Source organism: Pseudoduganella sp. RAF53_2 (assembly GCF_052113985.1).
In the GTDB taxonomy this organism is placed as follows: Bacteria; Pseudomonadota; Gammaproteobacteria; order Burkholderiales; family Burkholderiaceae_D; genus Rugamonas.
In genome coordinates, this window is the sequence record NZ_JBFRDW010000039.1 from 1 (window position 1) to 17,386 (window position 17,386).

The 17,386-nt window shown below is 64.4% G+C and carries 19 protein-coding genes and 1 pseudogene; 14 read left to right on the forward strand and 6 right to left on the reverse strand.

Going from position 1 to position 17,386, the window contains the following annotated elements:
- The 13 genes from AB4Z11_RS04175 to AB4Z11_RS04235 form a co-directional block, all read left to right on the forward strand.
- Window positions 1–73 (forward strand): type II secretion system protein GspG (locus tag AB4Z11_RS04175; RefSeq protein WP_442022966.1); only part of this gene is annotated, 73 nt, incomplete at its 5' end.
- Window positions 74–86: 13 nt separating this feature from the next.
- Window positions 87–548 (forward strand): type II secretion system minor pseudopilin GspH, encoded by a 462-nt coding sequence (gspH, locus tag AB4Z11_RS04180; RefSeq protein WP_442022948.1) that lies wholly within the window; start codon window positions 87–89, stop codon window positions 546–548.
- A gap of 2 nt (window positions 549–550) precedes the next feature.
- Window positions 551–913 carry a type II secretion system minor pseudopilin GspI gene (gene gspI, locus AB4Z11_RS04185; RefSeq protein ID WP_442022949.1) on the forward strand — a complete coding sequence of 121 codons (363 nt, stop codon included), beginning with the start codon at window positions 551–553 and terminating at the stop codon, window positions 911–913.
- Complete coding sequence (locus tag AB4Z11_RS04190) at window positions 910–1,656, forward strand: PulJ/GspJ family protein (RefSeq protein WP_442022950.1); 747 nt, start codon at window positions 910–912, stop codon at window positions 1,654–1,656. Before gspI ends, AB4Z11_RS04190 begins: the two co-directional genes overlap by 4 nt.
- Window positions 1,653–2,627: a type II secretion system minor pseudopilin GspK gene (gspK, locus tag AB4Z11_RS04195; protein ID WP_442022951.1), complete on the forward strand. Its 975-nt coding sequence runs from the start codon at window positions 1,653–1,655 to the stop codon at window positions 2,625–2,627. Before AB4Z11_RS04190 ends, gspK begins: the two co-directional genes overlap by 4 nt.
- A 19-nt stretch (window positions 2,628–2,646) precedes the next feature.
- A complete protein-coding gene (gspL, locus tag AB4Z11_RS04200) occupies window positions 2,647–3,885 on the forward strand; it encodes a type II secretion system protein GspL (protein WP_442022952.1) in 1,239 nt (412 codons plus the stop codon).
- Window positions 3,882–4,400 carry a type II secretion system protein GspM gene (gene gspM, locus AB4Z11_RS04205; protein ID WP_442022953.1) on the forward strand — a complete coding sequence of 173 codons (519 nt, stop codon included), beginning with the start codon at window positions 3,882–3,884 and terminating at the stop codon, window positions 4,398–4,400. The genes gspL and gspM overlap by 4 nt, the downstream gene beginning before the upstream one ends.
- Window positions 4,397–5,170 carry a type II secretion system protein N gene (gspN, locus tag AB4Z11_RS04210; RefSeq protein ID WP_442022954.1) on the forward strand — a complete coding sequence of 258 codons (774 nt, stop codon included), beginning with the start codon at window positions 4,397–4,399 and terminating at the stop codon, window positions 5,168–5,170. Before gspM ends, gspN begins: the two co-directional genes overlap by 4 nt.
- Window positions 5,170–7,353, forward strand: coding sequence for a type II secretion system secretin GspD (gene gspD / locus AB4Z11_RS04215; RefSeq protein ID WP_442022955.1), 2,184 nt, complete (start codon window positions 5,170–5,172; stop codon window positions 7,351–7,353). The genes gspN and gspD overlap by 1 nt, the downstream gene beginning before the upstream one ends.
- Entirely contained in the window at window positions 7,350–8,771 is a 1,422-nt protein-coding gene (gene gspE, locus AB4Z11_RS04220) for a type II secretion system ATPase GspE (protein ID WP_442022956.1), read from the forward strand. Before gspD ends, gspE begins: the two co-directional genes overlap by 4 nt.
- 3 nt (window positions 8,772–8,774) lie before the next feature.
- A complete protein-coding gene (gene gspF / locus AB4Z11_RS04225) occupies window positions 8,775–9,995 on the forward strand; it encodes a type II secretion system inner membrane protein GspF (RefSeq protein WP_442022957.1) in 1,221 nt (406 codons plus the stop codon).
- 16 nt (window positions 9,996–10,011) lie between these two features.
- On the forward strand, window positions 10,012–10,710 hold the full coding sequence (locus AB4Z11_RS04230; protein WP_442022958.1) for a type II secretion system protein N: 699 nt from the start codon (window positions 10,012–10,014) through the stop codon (window positions 10,708–10,710).
- Window positions 10,711–10,714: 4 nt separating this feature from the next.
- A complete protein-coding gene (locus AB4Z11_RS04235; protein ID WP_442022959.1) occupies window positions 10,715–12,925 on the forward strand; it encodes a patatin-like phospholipase family protein in 2,211 nt (736 codons plus the stop codon).
- Here AB4Z11_RS04235 and AB4Z11_RS04240 read toward each other — a convergent pair whose 3' ends face one another.
- Window positions 12,926–13,279 (reverse strand): hypothetical protein, encoded by a 354-nt coding sequence (locus AB4Z11_RS04240; protein WP_442022960.1) that lies wholly within the window; start codon window positions 13,277–13,279, stop codon window positions 12,926–12,928.
- Between the two features lie 141 nt (window positions 13,280–13,420).
- Between AB4Z11_RS04240 and AB4Z11_RS04245 the strand changes: the two genes are divergently transcribed.
- On the forward strand, window positions 13,421–14,038 hold the full coding sequence (locus AB4Z11_RS04245) for a YceI family protein (RefSeq protein WP_442022961.1): 618 nt from the start codon (window positions 13,421–13,423) through the stop codon (window positions 14,036–14,038).
- Here AB4Z11_RS04245 and AB4Z11_RS04250 read toward each other — a convergent pair.
- The 5 genes and pseudogenes from AB4Z11_RS04250 to AB4Z11_RS04270 form a co-directional block, all read right to left on the reverse strand.
- Window positions 13,966–14,943 (reverse strand): winged helix-turn-helix domain-containing protein, encoded by a 978-nt coding sequence (locus AB4Z11_RS04250; protein ID WP_442022962.1) that lies wholly within the window; start codon window positions 14,941–14,943, stop codon window positions 13,966–13,968. The genes AB4Z11_RS04245 and AB4Z11_RS04250 overlap by 73 nt on opposite strands.
- Window positions 14,933–15,136, reverse strand: a complete 204-nt coding sequence (locus tag AB4Z11_RS04255; protein WP_442022963.1) for a hypothetical protein — start codon at window positions 15,134–15,136, stop codon at window positions 14,933–14,935. The genes AB4Z11_RS04250 and AB4Z11_RS04255 overlap by 11 nt, the downstream gene beginning before the upstream one ends.
- An 11-nt stretch (window positions 15,137–15,147) precedes the next feature.
- On the reverse strand, window positions 15,148–16,485 hold the full coding sequence (gene hslU, locus AB4Z11_RS04260; RefSeq protein ID WP_442022964.1) for an ATP-dependent protease ATPase subunit HslU: 1,338 nt from the start codon (window positions 16,483–16,485) through the stop codon (window positions 15,148–15,150).
- 4 nt (window positions 16,486–16,489) lie between these two features.
- Window positions 16,490–17,026, reverse strand: coding sequence for an ATP-dependent protease subunit HslV (gene hslV / locus AB4Z11_RS04265; RefSeq protein WP_442022965.1), 537 nt, complete (start codon window positions 17,024–17,026; stop codon window positions 16,490–16,492).
- A gap of 88 nt (window positions 17,027–17,114) precedes the next feature.
- Window positions 17,115–17,386: pseudogene (locus AB4Z11_RS04270) on the reverse strand (STAS domain-containing protein); the annotation flags it as partial.

Consider the following 17,386-nt stretch of genomic DNA (forward strand, 5'->3'; position numbering starts at 1 on the left):
GTTCTCCTACGGCGCCGACGGCCAGCCCGGCGGCACCGGCGACGATGCCGATATCGGCTCCTGGGAACAATAAGGAAGTCTGAAACATGGCGGGCCGCCAGCGCGGTTTTACCCTGATCGAGCTGCTGGTGGTGCTGGTCATCATCGGCCTCACGCTGGGCCTCGTCACGATGAACGCAGCGCCCAGCCAGCRCCAGTCCCTGCAGCAGGAAGCCAAGCGTATCGCCTTGTTGTTGCAGCTGGCGCGGGATGAGGCCATCGTACGCAACCGCCCAGTGGCTTTCGAGGCCGATGCGGAGAATTACCGCTTCCTGGTCCGCAACGACCGCACCTGGGAACCGCTGCCGCAAGACGATATGCTGCGCGAGCGTCCCTTCAAACAATCCCCCGTCCGCCTGCTGCTGGACCCGGCCACCAATGCGCCGGGTAATATGCGCATCGTGTTCGGCCGCGAGCCGGTGGACAAACCCTTCGCACTGACGCTGGCGCTGGGCGACGTCCAGGCCACCATCCGCGCCGACGGTGTGGGCCATTTCACGGTGGACTAAGCATGCGCCAGAAAGGCTTTACCCTGCTGGAGGTGCTGGTGGCGCTGCTGATTGTCGGCACGGCGCTGGGCGCCGCTTTGCGCGCCATGGGCAGCCTGACCCAGAACAGCGACGGCCTGCGCGCCACCATGATGGCTACCTGGTCGGCCGAAAACCGTCTGGTGCAGGTGCGCCTGGCGAAGACTTATCCTGCCATCGGCAAGACGACTTTCGAATGCCCGCAGGGCGACCTGAATCTGCTGTGCGATGAAGAGGTGATCCAGAGCCCGAACCCGCGCATGCGCCGCGTGGAAGTGAGCGTGTACGAAGCCAGCCGCCCTGAGCGCCGCATCATCAAGCTGGTTCAACTGGTGCTGCAGGAATGAAGCGCGCATCCGGTTTTACGCTGGTTGAACTGCTGGTGGCCATCACCGTGCTGGCCATCGTGGCCGTGCTGGGCTGGCGCGGCCTGGATGGCATCGTACGCTCGCGCGAGCAGCTGACCGCGCAGATGGAGCAGACGCGCGGCATCCAGCTTGCCTTCGCCCAGCTGCAAAGCGATCTGGAGCAGATTGCGGACAAGGCCACGGTGCTGAACAACCACCAGAATCTGCTGGCCGATAACACCCGCCTGATTTTCATCCGCACCGTGATGGGCGAGAACGCCGCTTCGCAGCTGCAGGTCGTGAGCTACCGCATTCGCGACGGCGTGCTGTCGCGCCGCGAATCGGCTGCCACACGCGATCTGGTGCAGCTGGATTCCTTGTGGCAGGCGGCGCTGGGCGATCCGGGCTGGCAGAACGATGTGGACCTGCAGCCGGGCGTGAGCAGCATGGCCGTACGCGTGTGGGAGAACGGCGGCTGGAAGCAGGTGGAGAATTCTTCGACCTCCCTGGCCACCGTGCAGCAGCCCGAGGGCGAGGCACCTTGCACCAGCACCGAGCCGGGCGGCTGCCAGGGGCAGGGCACGGGCAGCGGAGCCGGATCTGGTACAGGGACCGGCACCGGCACCGGCGCGCAGTTCACGCCGACGCTGCCGGGCACTGGCCCGACCGGCCTCGAAATCACCCTGCAAATCCAGGGCCTGCCGCAAGTGCTGTCCAAAGTCTTCCTGCTGGGGGCTGTATGAACAAGCGCCCCTCGATCCGGCAACAAGGCGTGGCTGTGGTGACGGCCTTGCTGCTCACCACCCTGGCGGTGTCCATCGTGGCCAGCCTGTTCTGGCAGCAGCAGGTGCAGGTGCGCTCGATGGAAAACCAGCGTCTGCACTTCCAGACCCGCTGGATTCTGCGCGGCGGCCTTGACCTGGTGCGCCTGGTGCTGCGCCAGGACTTGACCGACAGCCGCGGCGTCACGCGCGCCGACGGCATCTGGGCCACGCCGCTGGCCGAAACGCGTCTCGACCAGTTTGTGGAGCGTGAGCGGGTTCAGAACGAATCTTTCGATGCGACAATCGCCGGACAGACTTACGATGCTCAGGCGCGCTACAATCTGGCAAATTTGGCCAGCAACCGCTTTGTCATTCCGGCGCAGGTCACTGTTTTCCAGCGCCTGCTGCAGAACCTTCAGCTGAATCCCTCGCTGGCGGCGGCGGTGGCGGAGCAGGTAGCGCGCAGCCAGGTGTCCAGCGCTACGCCGCCGGCAGGCACGGCGCAGGGCCAGTTGCCGGTCCCCTCGGGGAACGGGCAGCCAATGGAGCTGCTGCGGGTGGAGGATTTGCTGTCGGTCGCTGGCTTCAACCAGGAAGCGATCGAGAAGCTGCGCGATTTCGTGATCGTGCTGCCGGAGCAGACGAAGGTGAATGTGAACACGGCGTCGGCGGAAGTGCTGTCGTCCATTACCGATATGGCGCTGAGCGAGGCGCAGACGGCAGTGGTGGCTCGCAAGCGCGCCTTCTTCCCGCGCGCGTCGGACTTCGACCAGTACCTGACCAGCATTGGCAAGAAGCGTATCAACGGTGTGGAAGTAGATGCGGGCAGCGGCTACTTTCTGGTGCTGAGCCGGGTCAAGCTGGATCGTGCCGAGTTGGTCAGCTGGTCACTGGTGCGTCGCGAGCAAGTCGGTGGCAAGACCAGCATCATATGGATACGGGAAATCTAAGGAACAAGGAAAGAACGCTTTGACGACTCTCTACATTCGGTATCCGGCCCGCGCCGCTGCCGCCCCTGATACGGGCGTGCCGACCAGCTGCCAGTTCGCGCTGGTGGGCGATGGCGGCAATGTGATGCAGCAGGGCGCCGGTGCGCTAGGCAATCTGGGCGACCTGGTTGCCGGGGCACGCCGCGTGGTGCTGCTGCTGGCCGCCGCCGACGTGACACTGCTGCGCGTGAAAGTGCCGCCGCTGTCCGCTGCCAAGCTGAAAGCCGCGCTGCCAAGCCTTGTCGAAGAACAGATTCTGGGCGACCCAACTGACTGCGTGCTGGCGCTGGCCCCTGCCAGCAGCGATGCCGGCGAGCGCGTCATCGCCGTGGTCAACCGCGCCTGGCTGGAAGTGCTGGTCAAGGCTCTGGTGGCCCAGGGCGCGCATGGCATCAGCGCGCTGCCAACCCAACTTTGCCTGCCGCTGCAGCCGGGCGGCGCCTCCGCCGCGCTGGGTGTGGACGATGCGGGCCTGGAGCTGACCCTGCGCAGCGCCCAATACGAAGGCATGGGTCTGACCCTGCCGCCGCAGCCGGAAGCCGCGCTGCACACGGTGCGCGCGCTGGCTGGCGATGCACCCGTCACGCTATATGTGGCGCCTGCGCTGCGGGCGGAATACGAAAAGCTGGCGCAGTCGGTGCAAGGCATCATGGTCGAAGAAGACCACTGGGCGCACCGCATTTCCGCCGCCAAGGCTGTGCAGATGGACCTGGCGGCCGGCCTGGGCGCCGTCAGCGGGGCTTCCGCGCGCGCCTGGCAGCGCTGGAAGTGGCCGGTCTACATCGCCGTTGCGGCCCTGCTGGTCAACATCGTGGGCGCCAACGTCGAATGGTTCCGCCTGCGTAGCGAAGCGGCGTCCGAGCGTCAGGCGATGGTGCAAGTTTTCCGTTCCGCTTATCCGAACCAGCCTGTGACGGGCGATCCGGCTGCGCAAATGCGCCGCAATATCTCCATCGCGCGCGCCAGCAGCGGCGGCTCGTCGGGTGATGAATTTACCGCCATGAGCGCGGCTTTCGCCGAAGCGCTGGCGATGCTGCCTAACCGCGAAGTGGTGGCCAGCCTGGAATACAAGGAACGCGGCATGACCGTGAAACTGAAGCCGAACAGTGTCGATGCGAACGGTTTGACCCAGGTGCAGTCGGCGCTCGCAGCGCGCAAGCTGGCGTTGACGGAGACCGGCCCCGGCGTGTGGCAGATCAAGGCGGGAGGCCAGAAATGAGCAAGATCACCGATAAATTCGGCAGCTACCGCGCAGCTGCCGGCGCCTTCTGGAATGAACGCACGGACCAGGAGCGCCGCATGCTGGCCATTGGCGGCGGCGTGGTCGTCTTCGGCCTGGTGTATGGCCTGCTGATCGATCCGGCCTTCAGCGGCCGCGCCCAGCTGGCGAAGGATCTGCCGGAGCTGCGCCAGCAAGTAGCCGAAGTGCAGTCGCTGGCGGGCGAAGCCTCGCAGCTGGCGGCGCAGCCAAATGTGGCGCCGCCGCCGATGTCGCGCGACAGCGTCAACAGCAGCCTGCAAAGCCGCGGCCTGTCGACGCAGTCGCTGACGGTGACCGGCGAATACGCGAAGATTGAATTCAAGGGTGTCGCCTTTGCCGGCCTGGTGGCCTGGCTGGATGCGATGCGCCGCGAGCAGCGCCTGACGGTGCAGGAAGCGAACATCACGGCGCAGAACACGCCGGGCCAGGTTGACGCCACACTGACCATGCGCCAGGACCTGGGAGCACGATGAAGCGCGCTTTTCTGTGGTTGTTGGCGATTGCTGTCAGTGCAGGATTGACGCTGCTGGCCTTTTTCCCGGCATCGTGGGTGGCCGAAATGGTGGAAAGCCGGACCGGCGGCCGTTTGACCTTGGGTGACGCGCAGGGTACGCTGTGGCGGGGCTCGGCCTTCATCGGCGGCGCCGCCAGCGGCAAGGATGCGGTCACGCCCCTGCTGCCGGGCCGTTTTGCCTGGAAGCTGTCGCCCTTGATCCTGGTGGGTAGCGTGGATGTGGAGCTGTCCAATCCTGAATCGCTGTCGCAGCCCGTGAATCTGCGCGGTGGCCTGAGCCAGTGGCAGGTCAGCCCGGCGGCCGTGATGCTGCCGGCCGATGGCCTGGCCGGACTGGGCGCGCCGCTGAACACCCTTGCGCCGACCGGGCGCATGAAACTGTCCTGGTCTTCGCTGCAACTGTCGCGCGAAGGCAACGCTGTGGCGCTGGAAGGCCGCACCACGCTGGAGATGCAGGACATGGCTTCGCGCCTGACCTCCATCCGTCCGCTGGGCAGCTACACGCTGGCGCTGGACTGGCACGGCCAGCAGGCCAATCTGCTGCTCGGCTCTGTGAAAGGCCCGCTGCTGCTAAGCGGGAGCGGCAAAATCGATCATGGCCGCCTGCAGTTTTCCGGCCAGGCCGAAGCGGCAACAGGATATGAAGACACCTTGGCGGGCTTGCTCAATTTGCTGGGCCAGCGCCGTCCGAATAGCGTTAAAAACGTCATTGCACTAGAGTTCCGATAATGAAGACACACACTGCAAGCAAAATCTCCCTCCCGGCGCTGCGCCGACTGAGCGCCGCCGCGCTGCTGTGCTGTGCGCTGGCTCCGGCCGCCGCGCCGGTGATGGCCGCCCCGAACGATGAAGCGGCACTGAACTTTGTCGGCGCCGATATCGAGTCCGTCATCAAGGCGGTTGGCCACTACACCAACATCACCTTCCTGATCGACCCGCGCGTCAAGGGCACGATCACGGTGGTGTCGGAAAAACCGGTCAGCAAATCGCAGGCCTTCAGCCTTCTGACTTCGGCACTGCGGCTGCAAGGCTATGCCATCGTCAGCGGCGACGGTTACGCCAAAGTCGTGCCGGAAGCGGAAGCCAAGCTGCAATCCAGCCCGACCATCGTCGGCGGCCAGCATGCGCCGAAGGGCGACCAGGTGGTGACCCAGGTCTTCCACCTGAATCATGAAGCGGCTGCCAATCTGGTGACCGTGCTGCGTCCCCTGATCACGCCGAACAACACGATCAACGCCAACCCGGGCAACAACACCCTCGTCATCACCGACTATGCGGACAACCTGACCCGCCTGGGCAAGATCATCGCCTCACTGGACTCGCCGTCCGCGACGGACCTGGACGTGGTCCCGGTGCGCTATGCGATTGCCAGCGACCTCGCCGCCATGGTGAACAAGCTGATGGAACCGGGCGCCGGCGGCGATTCCGGCCGCGTGACCGTGATGGCCGATCCGCGCACCAATTCGCTGGTGCTGCGTGCCCCCTCAGTGGCGCGCGCCAATCTGGCCAAGTCCCTGATCACGAAACTGGACCAGCCGACTACGCAGCTGGGCAATGTGCACGTGGTCTATCTGAAGAACGCGGAAGCGACCAAGCTGGCAGAAACGCTGCGCGCCGTGGTGTCCAGCGATACCTCCGGCGGCGGCCAGGGCAACGCCGCTGGCGGGCTGGCGCAGCTGGGCACCGGCGCCAACAACAATCAGCAAGGTGGCCTGGGCCAGAACAACCAGGGCAGCAGCACTTCCGGCGGCCAGACCGGCCCGACCAATCCTGCACTGACGGGCAGCCGCAGCGGCCAGTCGCTGAGCACGGGCGGCGCCGGTGGCTTCATCCAGGCCGACGCATCGACCAACACCCTGATCATCACCGCACCGGAAGCAGTCTACCGCAATCTGCGCGCAGTAATCGACCAGCTGGACGTGCGCCGTGCCCAGGTCTACATCGAAGCGCTGGTAGTGGAGGTCAGTGCCGACAAGGCTTCCGAGTTCGGCGTGCAGTGGGCGGGCCTGAGCGGCAACAGCGGCACATCCTATCGCGTAGGCGGCGGCACGTCCTTCCAGAACGGCACCGGCAACAACCTGGTGAACCTGGCCACGGCCACCACGCCGGCGCCGGGCGCAGGTCTGACCATCGGCGTGTTCAAGCAGCTGGCCAATGGCAAACTGGGTCTGGGCGCTGTGGCGCACTCGCTGGAAACGGTGGGCGGCACCAACATCCTGTCCACGCCGAACATGATCACCCTGGATAACGAGGTGGCCACCATTCGCGTCGGCCAGAACGTGCCGATCCTGACCGGCTCCTACACCACGACTTCCGGCACCAACAACAACCCGTTCCAGACCATCGACCGTAAGGATGTGGGTCTGATCCTGAAAGTGCGTCCGCAGATTTCGGAAGGCGGCACCATCAAGCTGGCGATCTACAACGAGAACTCCAGCATCGACACCAGTGTGACGTCGGACAGCGGTATCATACTGAAGACGCGCCAGATCGAGAGCAATGTGATTGCCGACGATGGCCAGATCATCGTGCTGGGTGGCCTGATCCAGGACGACGCCAGCGACAACGTGGAAAAGGTGCGCGGCCTGGGCGATATCCCGGTCATCGGCAACCTGTTCAAGTACCAGAAGCGCGACCGCAAGAAGACCAACCTGATGGTGTTCCTGCGTCCGCAAGTGATCCGCACCCAGGACCAGAGCATCAGCCTGACCGGCGACCGCTACGACTATATCCGTGGCACGCAGCAGCAGATCCAGCCGGACAACACCGTCCTACTGCCGAATCTGGGCCAGCCGGTGCTGCCTGAAGTGGTGAATGGCCAGCCGACCGGCGGCCAGCTGGCGCGCCCTGTGCCGCCGGTACCGGCGCCGGTCACCAATCCAGGCGGCGCCGCGGAAGTGAAGCAGCAATGACGAACCTTCTGCCTTACGCCTTTGCGCGCGACTTCCTGGTGCTGGCACAGCCCAGCGAAGGCGACGCGCATTCGGTTGATGTGCTGATTTCGAACGCGACACCACCCGCAGCCATTGCGGAAGTGTCGCGCCGCTTCGGCCGCGTCAACCTGAAACACCTGCCGCGCGCCGATCTGGACGCGGCCATTGCCGGCGCCTACGCGGGTGCAGGCGGCGACGCATCGCAAGTGGCGGAAGAATTCGATGCGGACCTGGACCTGACCAAGCTGCTGCAGGATGTTCCTGCGATTGAGGACTTGCTGGAATCGTCCGACGATGCGCCGGTGATCCGCATGATCAATGCACTGCTGACGCAAGCCCTGCGCGACAGCGCGTCCGATATCCACATCGAGCCTTTCGAGCAGACTTCGGTGGTGCGTTTCCGTGTCGACGGCGCGCTGCGCGACATCGTGCGCCCGCGCAAGGCGATTCACGGTTCGCTGATCTCGCGTATCAAGATCATGGCGCAATTGGATATCGCGGAAAAGCGTCTGCCACAGGACGGCCGCATCACGCTGCGCGTGGGCGGCAAGCCGGTGGACGTGCGTGTTTCCACGCTGCCGACCGGCCACGGCGAACGCGCCGTACTGCGTTTGCTGGACAAGGAAGCAGGCCGCCTCGATCTGCAGCATCTCGGCATGAGCGACGAGATGCTGGCTCAGTTCAATCAGCTGATCAACCAGCCGCACGGCATTGTGCTGGTGACCGGTCCAACCGGCTCCGGTAAGACGACCACCCTGTACGCCGCGCTGTCGCTGCTGAATTCCACCACCACCAACATCATGACGGTGGAAGACCCGATCGAATACGATCTGCAAGGCGTAGGCCAGACCCAGGTCAACTCGCGTATCGACATGACCTTCGCCAAAGCCCTGCGCGCGATTCTGCGCCAGGACCCGGACGTGATCATGATCGGTGAGATCCGCGACCTGGAAACGGCGCAGATCGCGGTGCAGGCTTCGCTGACCGGCCACCTGGTGCTGGCGACCCTGCACACCAACGACGCCGCGTCCGCCGTGACCCGTTTGCTGGACATGGGCATCGAGCCCTTCCTGCTGTCGTCGTCCCTGCTGGGCGTACTGGCCCAGCGCCTGGTTCGCAAGCTGTGCCCCGAGTGCAAACGCTTCGACGGCCAGCAATGGCATGCCGTCGGCTGCGACAAGTGCGGCATGACGGGATATCAGGGCCGCGTCGGTATTTACGAGCTGCTGCAGACGGACGAAAACATCCGTGGCCAGATCCACGACCGTACCTCGGAAGCGGAAGTGCGTCACACCGCCCAGCAGCACGGCATGAAGACCATGCGCGAAGACGGCGAACGCTGGCTGGCCAACGGCACCACGACGCCAGCCGAACTGCTGCGCGTGACGAAGGACTAAGCGATGCCGGCATTCCGTTACGAAGCTGTCGACGAAAATGGCGCAAGCAAAAAAGGCGTCGTGAATGCCGACAGCGCGCGTTCCGCACGTGCGGACCTGCGCGCACAAGGCCTGGTGCCGATCAAGGTCGATGCTATCGCGGCACAAGTGGACGCCAGCGGCGTCGCCACGCGCCGCGGCTTCGGCGAAAAGCTGAGCACCACCGAACTGGCGCTGTTCACGCGCCAGATGGCCAGCTTGCTGGAAGCTGGCCTGCCGCTGGAACAGGCGTTCACCGCCTTGCTGGAACAGGCCGAGCGCCAGTATGTGCGCGACCTGATCGCATCCATCCGCTCCGAAGTGATTGGCGGTGCCTCGCTGTCGGACGTTCTGTCGCGCCACCCGCGCGACTTCGCYGAGATCTACCGCGCGCTGGTCGCCTCCGGTGAACAGATCGGCCAGTTGTCGCGCGTGCTGTCGCGCCTTGCCGACTACATCGAACGCCGCAATGCGCTGGTGCAGAAGGTGCGCCTGGCGTTTACCTATCCGGCCATCGTGACCGTGGTGGCCTTCCTGATCGTGATCTTCCTGCTGACCTATGTGGTGCCGCAGATTGTGTCCGTGTTCGCGAACACCAAGCAGAAGCTGCCGTTCCTGACCATCGTCATGCTGGCTATTTCCGATTTCGTGCGGCATTACGGCTTCGTTGTGCTGGCGGCGTTGATCGCGGCCTGGGTCAGCTGGCGGCGCGCCTTGCAGAATCCCGCGCTCAAGCTGCGCTGGCATACCTGGCTGCTGACGGCGCCCCTGTACGGCAAATTCGAACGCAGCCTGAATACTTCGCGCTTTGCCAGTACGTTGGCGATTACCACCGGCTCCGGTGTGCCGATCTTGCGCGCGCTGGAAACCAGCCGCGACACGCTATCGAATATGGCCATGCGCACGCTGGTGGAGCAGGCCAGCGACGCCGTGCGCGAGGGGGTGAGCCTGGCGCGTGCGCTGTCGGCGCAAAAGCATTTCCCGCCCATGCTGATCCACATGATTCGCGCGGGTGAAATCACGGGCGAACTGCCCGCCATGCTGGACCGCGCCGCCAGCGCGCAGGAAGCTGACCTGGAGCGCCGCACGCTGACCATTGCGGGCCTGCTGGAGCCTTTCCTGATCCTGGCCATGGGCGTGGTGGTGCTGCTGATCGTGCTGGCCGTGCTGATGCCGATCATCGAAATCAATCAGCTGGTACGCTGAAACTGGAGAAAAGAACTTGAAGCGTTTGCCTTTGATTTGCAGTGTGGCCGCCGTGGCGGCGCTGTCCGCCTCGCTGGCGTACTGGGGGCTGCAATTGTTCAAACCCAAGCAGCGTGCCATCGCTCCGCCACCCGTGGCGCAGGCGGCCGAGTTGAATGTGGACGCAGCGCGCGGACTGTTCGGCGGCCAGACCGCTGTGGCGCAAGTCAGCAACTACCAGCTGCGCGGCGTCGTCGCTGCGGTCAATGGACGCGGCAGCGCGGCCATCATCGCCACCGAAGGCCAGCCGGCGCAGGCTTATGGTGTGGGCGCTGAAGTCGGCCCTGGCGTGACCGTCAAGGACGTGCAGCCGCGCTTTGTGATTTTGATGGAAGGCGGCATCCAGAAGCGCCTCGACCTGGCCGTGGATGAAGGCAATGCCGCCGGCGGCGTAACGCCAATGCAGCCGCCAGTGCAGATGGCGCCACCAGCGGCGCCGATGGTGCCTGCTCCTGTGCAGCCGCCGCAACCGGCGCCTGTAGTGGGTCCTGGCCCTGGTCCAGTGGCAGGGCAGGGCGCGACGCTGCCGCCTGCGCAGCCCATGCCGCAACCAGGACAACAGGGCCAGCCGGGCACTGGCTCGGCGTCCGGCCAGAACGGCCTGGTTACGCCACCGCCGCCGCAAATGGCGCCCGCCCAGCCGGTAACCACTTCGCCGGGCAATCCAAGCCGCTAAACGCATGAAGACCCTGCGCCTGCTCCTGGCCTGCAGCATCCTGGCCGTGCACGGGGCGGCGCTGGCGCAAGACGCCGTGGCATCCGCCAAGCGGCCGCGCGTGGCGCTGGTGCTGTCCGGCGGCGGTGCGCGCGGCTTTGCCCACGTTGGCGTACTGCGCGCCTTGCGCGATATGCACGTGCCGGTCGATATCGTGGTCGGCACCAGCATGGGCAGCGTAGTCGGCGGCGCCTACGCCGCGGGCGCGTCGATCGGCGATCTCGAACGCATGGCTGCCACCACCGACTGGGACAGCGTGGTCGCCGACCGTCCCGCGCGCGACGCGCTGGCCTTCCGCCGCCGCGACGAAGACGCCAACATCCCCTCCCGCATCGAGTTTGGCCTGAACCGCAACGGCGTCACACTGCCGCCCGCCGCTGCCAGCAATGCTGCGCTGGAAATGGCACTGGAGCGCCTGCTGCCGCCCGGCACGCGCAACACACCGGTGGGCCAGTTGCCGCTGCCTTTCCGCTCCGTCGCCTCCGACCTGCTGACAGGCGAGCTGGTGACGCTGGACGACACTCCGCTGTTCCAGACCATGCGCGCCTCGCTGGCCGTGCCAGGCGTGTTCGCGCCGGTGCGTATCAAAGGCCATCTGGTGGTCGACGGAGGACTGGTGCGCAATCTGCCGGTGGACCTGGCCCACGCCATGGGCGCGGATGTAGTCATCGCCGTCAACGTCGGCACGCCGTTGGCGCCGGAAAAAGAACTGGGCAGCGCGCTTGGCGTCGCCAATCAGATGCTGCAAATCCTCACCGAGCAGAATGTGCAGCGTTCGATCAAGGAACTTGGTCCGCAGGATTTGCTGATCGCGCCCGACCTGACCGGCGTCAGCTTCCTCGACTTCAGCACCTATGCACGCGCCATCGCGGCCGGCGAAAAGGCAGCGCGCGAGCTGTCGCCGCGCTTGGCGGCGCTGGCCGTGCCGGCCGAAGAATATGCCAGCCTGGAGGCGATGCGTCTGGCCGGTCCGGGCGAAACCGACCGGCCGAAAAGGCTGGCGAAGCTGGAAGTACAGGGCACGCAGCACATCAACGCGGAGATTCTGAAGAAGCAGTCCGGCCTCGAGCCGGGCCAGCCCGTAACGCGCGAGGATGTGCGCCAGGCTGAGGTCACGCTGTACGGCCGTGGCGATCTGGCGCGCGTGGAAACCGAGGTGCAGGACAAGGACGGCGAGCGCGAAGTGACCATTCGCGCCACGGAGGCCGAATGGGCGCGCAACCGCATGCGCGTTGGCCTCGAACTGGCCAGCGATTTCCGCGACTCGAACGACTTTGCCATCAAACTGATGCACGTGCATTCGTCCATGAACGATTGGGGCGGCGAGCTGCGCACGGAAGCGCGTATCGGCAATGTGCGTGGCGTTGGTGTGCAGTGGTGGCAGCCGCTGGGCGCCGGCTCCAAATGGTATGTGATGCCGTCAGCGCAGATTGGCGAAACCATCTCGGACTTGTACAGCAGCGGCTTGCGCAAGGCGCGGGTGGGTTACAACGTGCGCACCGGCTCATTGGCCATCGGCCGCGAGTTCGGCAACTGGGGGGATATCAGCGTGGGTGTGCAGAAGCAGCGCTACACGGCGCACACCATCTTGCCCGAAGATCCGAGTGCCCCGGATCAGAAGGTGAGCGATACCRTGCGCTTCGTGCGCTTCCGCGTCGATACGCTCGATTCGCTGGGCTTTCCGACGCGCGGCATGCTGATCAACCTGGGGCGCGAAAGTACGCCGGGCAGTGCGTCGAATGTRGGCGCAACGCAAGCCAACTGGGGCGCATCGGCTTTGTTCGCATTCCATTACGACGACTGGGCGGGACACTTCCTGGCCGAATGGGCGCGCGCACGGGCGGGCGCTGCGCCGATCAACCTTGGTGGCTTCCTGCGGCTATCGGGTACCAAGACGGATTCGATCCAGGAACCCACTGTGCTGTTCTCGCGGGTGGTCGTGGCGCGCAAGATCGGCGCCTTGCCGAGCGCATTCGGCGGTACGTTGCGTGCGGGCTTTTCGCTGGAAATGGGCGGTGGCTTCGACCGCAGGCCCGATGCCTTGGGCAGTGCACTCAAGCAGGCAGGCAGCCTGTTCCTCGCAGTTGAAACCCGATTCGGCCCGCTCTATCTCGGCGCAGGTGCGACCAAAAATGGGGAACAGACCATGTACCTGTTCCTCGGGCCGGTCTGGTAATCAGTTGCGTTCAGCGTCCAGCCAGACCTGGCTGGATGACGTGGAGCGCGTCAGCTCGCCGGAGTTGCGGTCGCTAAGGCACTTGGGCCATTCGGCCTCTTTCACGGACACACAGTATTTCCGGTCGAATTTGGGATTCGGCACTTTGGTGCTGGCGCCTTTCTCGACGGGGATCTTTTCCGCCTTCGGGTCGCCGGGTGTGYCGACGGTCAGCACGCAGACATTGCTACTGGTCTCGACGCATTCGAACGACGAGGAGTCGCCCGATGCGGTGACGCGGTATTCCAATCTGCCTGCGTGGGCGAGCAGGGGAGCTGCCAGCAAGGTGGCCAATGCGATGACTTTTCTGTTCATTCCCTCTCCTCTCTGGTGAGCTGGTGCTGTCTCACATCATGCCATATTCAGCGAAATTCAGAACTATTCAGATCGTTTTCAGGACTTTTGCTGCAGGCGCTTGCTACAAAGGGAACTCCATTCACTTCACCAGGAGTTCGTATGCGTCGTCTCGTTTTTTGTGCTGCCATGCTGTTTGCCACCGCTGCGCAGGCCATGCCGGTCACTTACACCATCGTCAGCAAGCTGTCGAAAGTGAGTTTCAGCCTGGAGCATCAAGGCTTTATTCCCGTGACGGGCAGCTTGAAAATTGAGCCGGGCAGCTTTTTGTTCGATCACGAGGACTGGTCGAAATCATCGGTGATGGTCAGCATGCCGACGCGCATGCTGGATATGGGCGATGGCTTGTGGAATGGCCAGATCCGCGATGATGATGCGTGGATGTCGCTGTTCAAGCAGCCTGTCATCAAATTCCGCAGCACGCGCGTGGAGCAGCGCGACGGGATGAGTGGGGTGCTATATGGCGATTTGACGCTGGCTGGCGTGACGCGGCCGGTGGCGCTGCAATTGCGGGTCAACAAGATGGGCATGAACCAGGTCAGCAAGAAGCCCTCGGTCGGCATCACGGCGACCGGCATCGTCAAGCGCTCCGAGTTTGGCCTGGGGGCCTATCCGGATCTGATCAGCGATGAAATCATGGTGCAGATTCAGCTGGAGGCTGCGCAAGGGCCGGATACGGAGGCGCAGCAGGAGGCCATGCTCAACGCTGGCACTCGCTGAATCCTGGCTGCGGCGGACTGGCTGACGGCGGTGGCGATTTCCGATTGAATGGCGAGTTTGTCGCCGGGCGTGCGGTCGTAACTGTCCGACCAGACCACGAAGCCGTCGGCGGCACGCGTGAGCCGCGCGGCGATACGCAGCGCGCTGCCGGACTTGCGCACGCTGCCATCGAGCACATAGGCGACTTGCAGCGCCTTGGCGACTTCGGCGGCCGCTTCGTGCTTGTTCTTGTAGTAGTAGGACGCGCCGGGCGGGGCAACCACAACGCCGGGCTGCTTGCTGAGTTTCGTGATCAGCTCTTCGCTGACGCCGTCGGCGAACGGTTCTTCGTTCATGTCGTCGGTCAGGTCGAGGAAAGGCAGCACGGCGATGGAATGCGCCTTGCCCGGCGCGGGGCCGGCAGGCGCGCGCAGGGTGAAAGCGGCCAGGCCAGCCGAGGCCAGTGTGGCGCCGAGGGCAATCGCCGCGCGGCGGCGCATGCGCTGCCGGGGGCCCGGCAGAAGCACCGCGGCTGCAACGTGCGGCGATGGTGCCGCGGCCTTGGCCGGTTGCGCGGCATCGGGCAGGTCGATGGAGGCGGCGTCCGATGCGCTCACGGGCGCGATAAGGCGGTAGCCGCGGCGGGGGACGGTGACGATGTAGCTTGGCTTGCGGGCGTCATCGCCGAGCTGGCGGCGTAGGGCGGTGATGGCCTGGTACAGCGAGTCGGGCGAAACGACCACGCCCGGCCAGGCGTGCGTCAGCAGTTCATCGGAAGACAAAACTTCGCCGGCGTGATCGGCGAGGCAAACCAGCAGACGCAGCGTGCGCTCTTCCAGCCGCACGCTGGCGCCTTCGCGCGAAAGCTCGCCCGTCAAGCGGTTGACGGTCCAGTCTCCGACGCGGAAGGTGGCCTTACTCGTCATCCGAGCCGCTGAGCTTTTTCCGGATCAGGGCCTGGCCAGCCTGGCGGTCGGCCGTGGTGCGGTTCTTGTCGTGCGGCCCCGCCGCGCGTGCCTTGGCCAACTGCGCAATCGGATTGCGCGGCTTGCCAAAGTTTTGCGAGGGCTCGACGCGAATCCGCATCTTCTGCCGGGTTGCCAGCTGCTTGTTTGCCATTACCGCCTCTTTTACAACACGTAGCGCGACAAATCTTCGTTGACGGACAGCGCATCCAGGCGCTGGTTCACATAAGCCGTATCGATGGTGATTTCCTTGTCGCTGGTTTCGGTCGCCGAGTAGGAGATTTCTTCCAGCAGCTTTTCCATTACCGTGTACAGGCGGCGCGCGCCGATGTTCTCGGTGCGCTCGTTGACCTGGAAGGCGATTTCCGCCAGGCGGGTAATGCCTTCCGGTGCGAACACCAGCTTAACACCTTCCGTGGCCAGCAGGGCTTCATACTGCTTGGTCAGGCAAGCGTCGGTACTGGTCAGGATGCGTTCAAAGTCGGCGATCGACAGCGATTCCAGCTCCACGCGGATCGGGAAACGTCCCTGCAGTTCAGGGATCAGATCCGAAGGCTTGGCCAGATGGAAGGCGCCCGATGCGATAAACAGAATGTGGTCGGTGCGGATCATGCCGTACTTGGTGTTGACGGTCGTGCCTTCCACCAGCGGCAGCAGATCGCGCTGCACACCGGCGCGCGACACGTCGGCGCCGCCCACTTCCGAACGCGACGCGATCTTGTCCACTTCGTCCAGGAACACGATGCCGTTCTGCTCCACGTTCTGGATGGCTTTCTGCTTCATCTCGTCTTCGTTCACCAGCTTGGCCGCTTCCTCTTCCAGCAGCAGCTTCATGGCTTCCTTGATCTTGACCTTGCGCGCCTTCTTGCGGCCACCGCCCATGCCGGAGAACATGGACTTGATCTGCTCCGTCATTTCTTCCATGCCGGGCGGCGCCATGATTTCCATCTGCGGGCTTTGCTCGGCCAGCTCGATTTCGATTTCCTTGTCGTCCATCTCGCCCTGGCGCAGGCGCTTGCGGAAGGTCTGGCGCGTGGTGTCGTTGGCGGGCGCCTCGGTGGTCTGCGTGGTGGGGAAACCGAAGTCGCGCGGCGGCGGCAGCAGGATATCCAGCACGCGGTCTTCCGCGGCATCTTCGGCGCGTGCGCGTACCTTGGCCATTTCAGACTGGCGGGTCTGCTTCACGCCGATGTCGATCAGGTCGCGGATAATGGTGTCCACATCGCGGCCCACGTAGCCGACTTCGGTGAACTTGGTCGCTTCCACCTTGATGAAAGGCGCATCGGCCAGCTTGGCCAGTCGGCGCGCGATCTCGGTCTTGCCGACGCCGGTCGGGCCGATCATCAGAATGTTCTTGGGCGTGATTTCATGGCGCAGCGGTTCTTCCACCTGCTGGCGGCGCCAGCRGTTGCGCAGCGCGATCGCCACGGCCTTTTTGGCCTTGCCCTGGCCAACCACATGCTTGTCGAGTTCCCCGACGATTTCCTGAGGAGTCATGTTCATAGTCTTAGTCCAGGGTTTCGATGATGTGGTTCAGATTGGTGTAGATGCACAGCTCGCCCGCGATGGTCAGCGATTTCTTGACGATCTCGGCAGGCGCCATATCGGTGTTCTGTGCCAGCGCCACAGCGGCGGACTGGGCATAGGAGCCGCCTGAGCCGATGGCGCCGACGCCATTTTCCGGTTCCAGCACATCGCCGTTGCCGGTAATGACCAGGGTCGATTCGCTGTCTGCCACCAGCAGCATGGCCTCCAGGCGGCGCAGCACGCGGTCGGTGCGCCAGTCCTTGGCCAGTTCAACCGAGGCGCGCAGCAGATTGCCCTGGTGTTTTTCCAGTTTTGCTTCGAAGCGATCGAGCAGGGTGAATGCGTCGGCGGTGCCGCCAGCGAAACCGCACAGGACTTTGCCCTGGTACAGCTTGCGCACTTTGCGCGCGGTGCCCTTCATGACGACATTGCCGAGGGTTACCTGGCCATCGCCGCCCAGCGCCACTTGCTTACCGCGGCGCACGCACAGAATGGTCGTACCGTGAAATTGTTCCATAGTTGCCTCAATGTTATGACGCGTTCAGGCGTCCAGCCGCAAATATGCGGCCGGATGAGGGGAATGCAAGACGCGGCTGAGCTAGCCGCTAATATCGGTGAGGGAACAACCGCGCGATATCAGCATACCCCAGGAGTCGCTGGAGTGCTGCAACCAAGTGGTTCACATCGCGGAATTCGATGCGGCGCTCGTCCACCGCCAGCTCCTGCAGCTTGGCGAGCAACTGGCCGGCCGCGCCGAATTCGATGCGGGCCAGGCGCGAGCAATCGAACACCAGGGCCGGGTATTGATCAGCATAGCCGCTGATGGCGGTGATTAAACCGGTGAGATCGCCTTCGATCACGGCCGGCAGCATGAAGC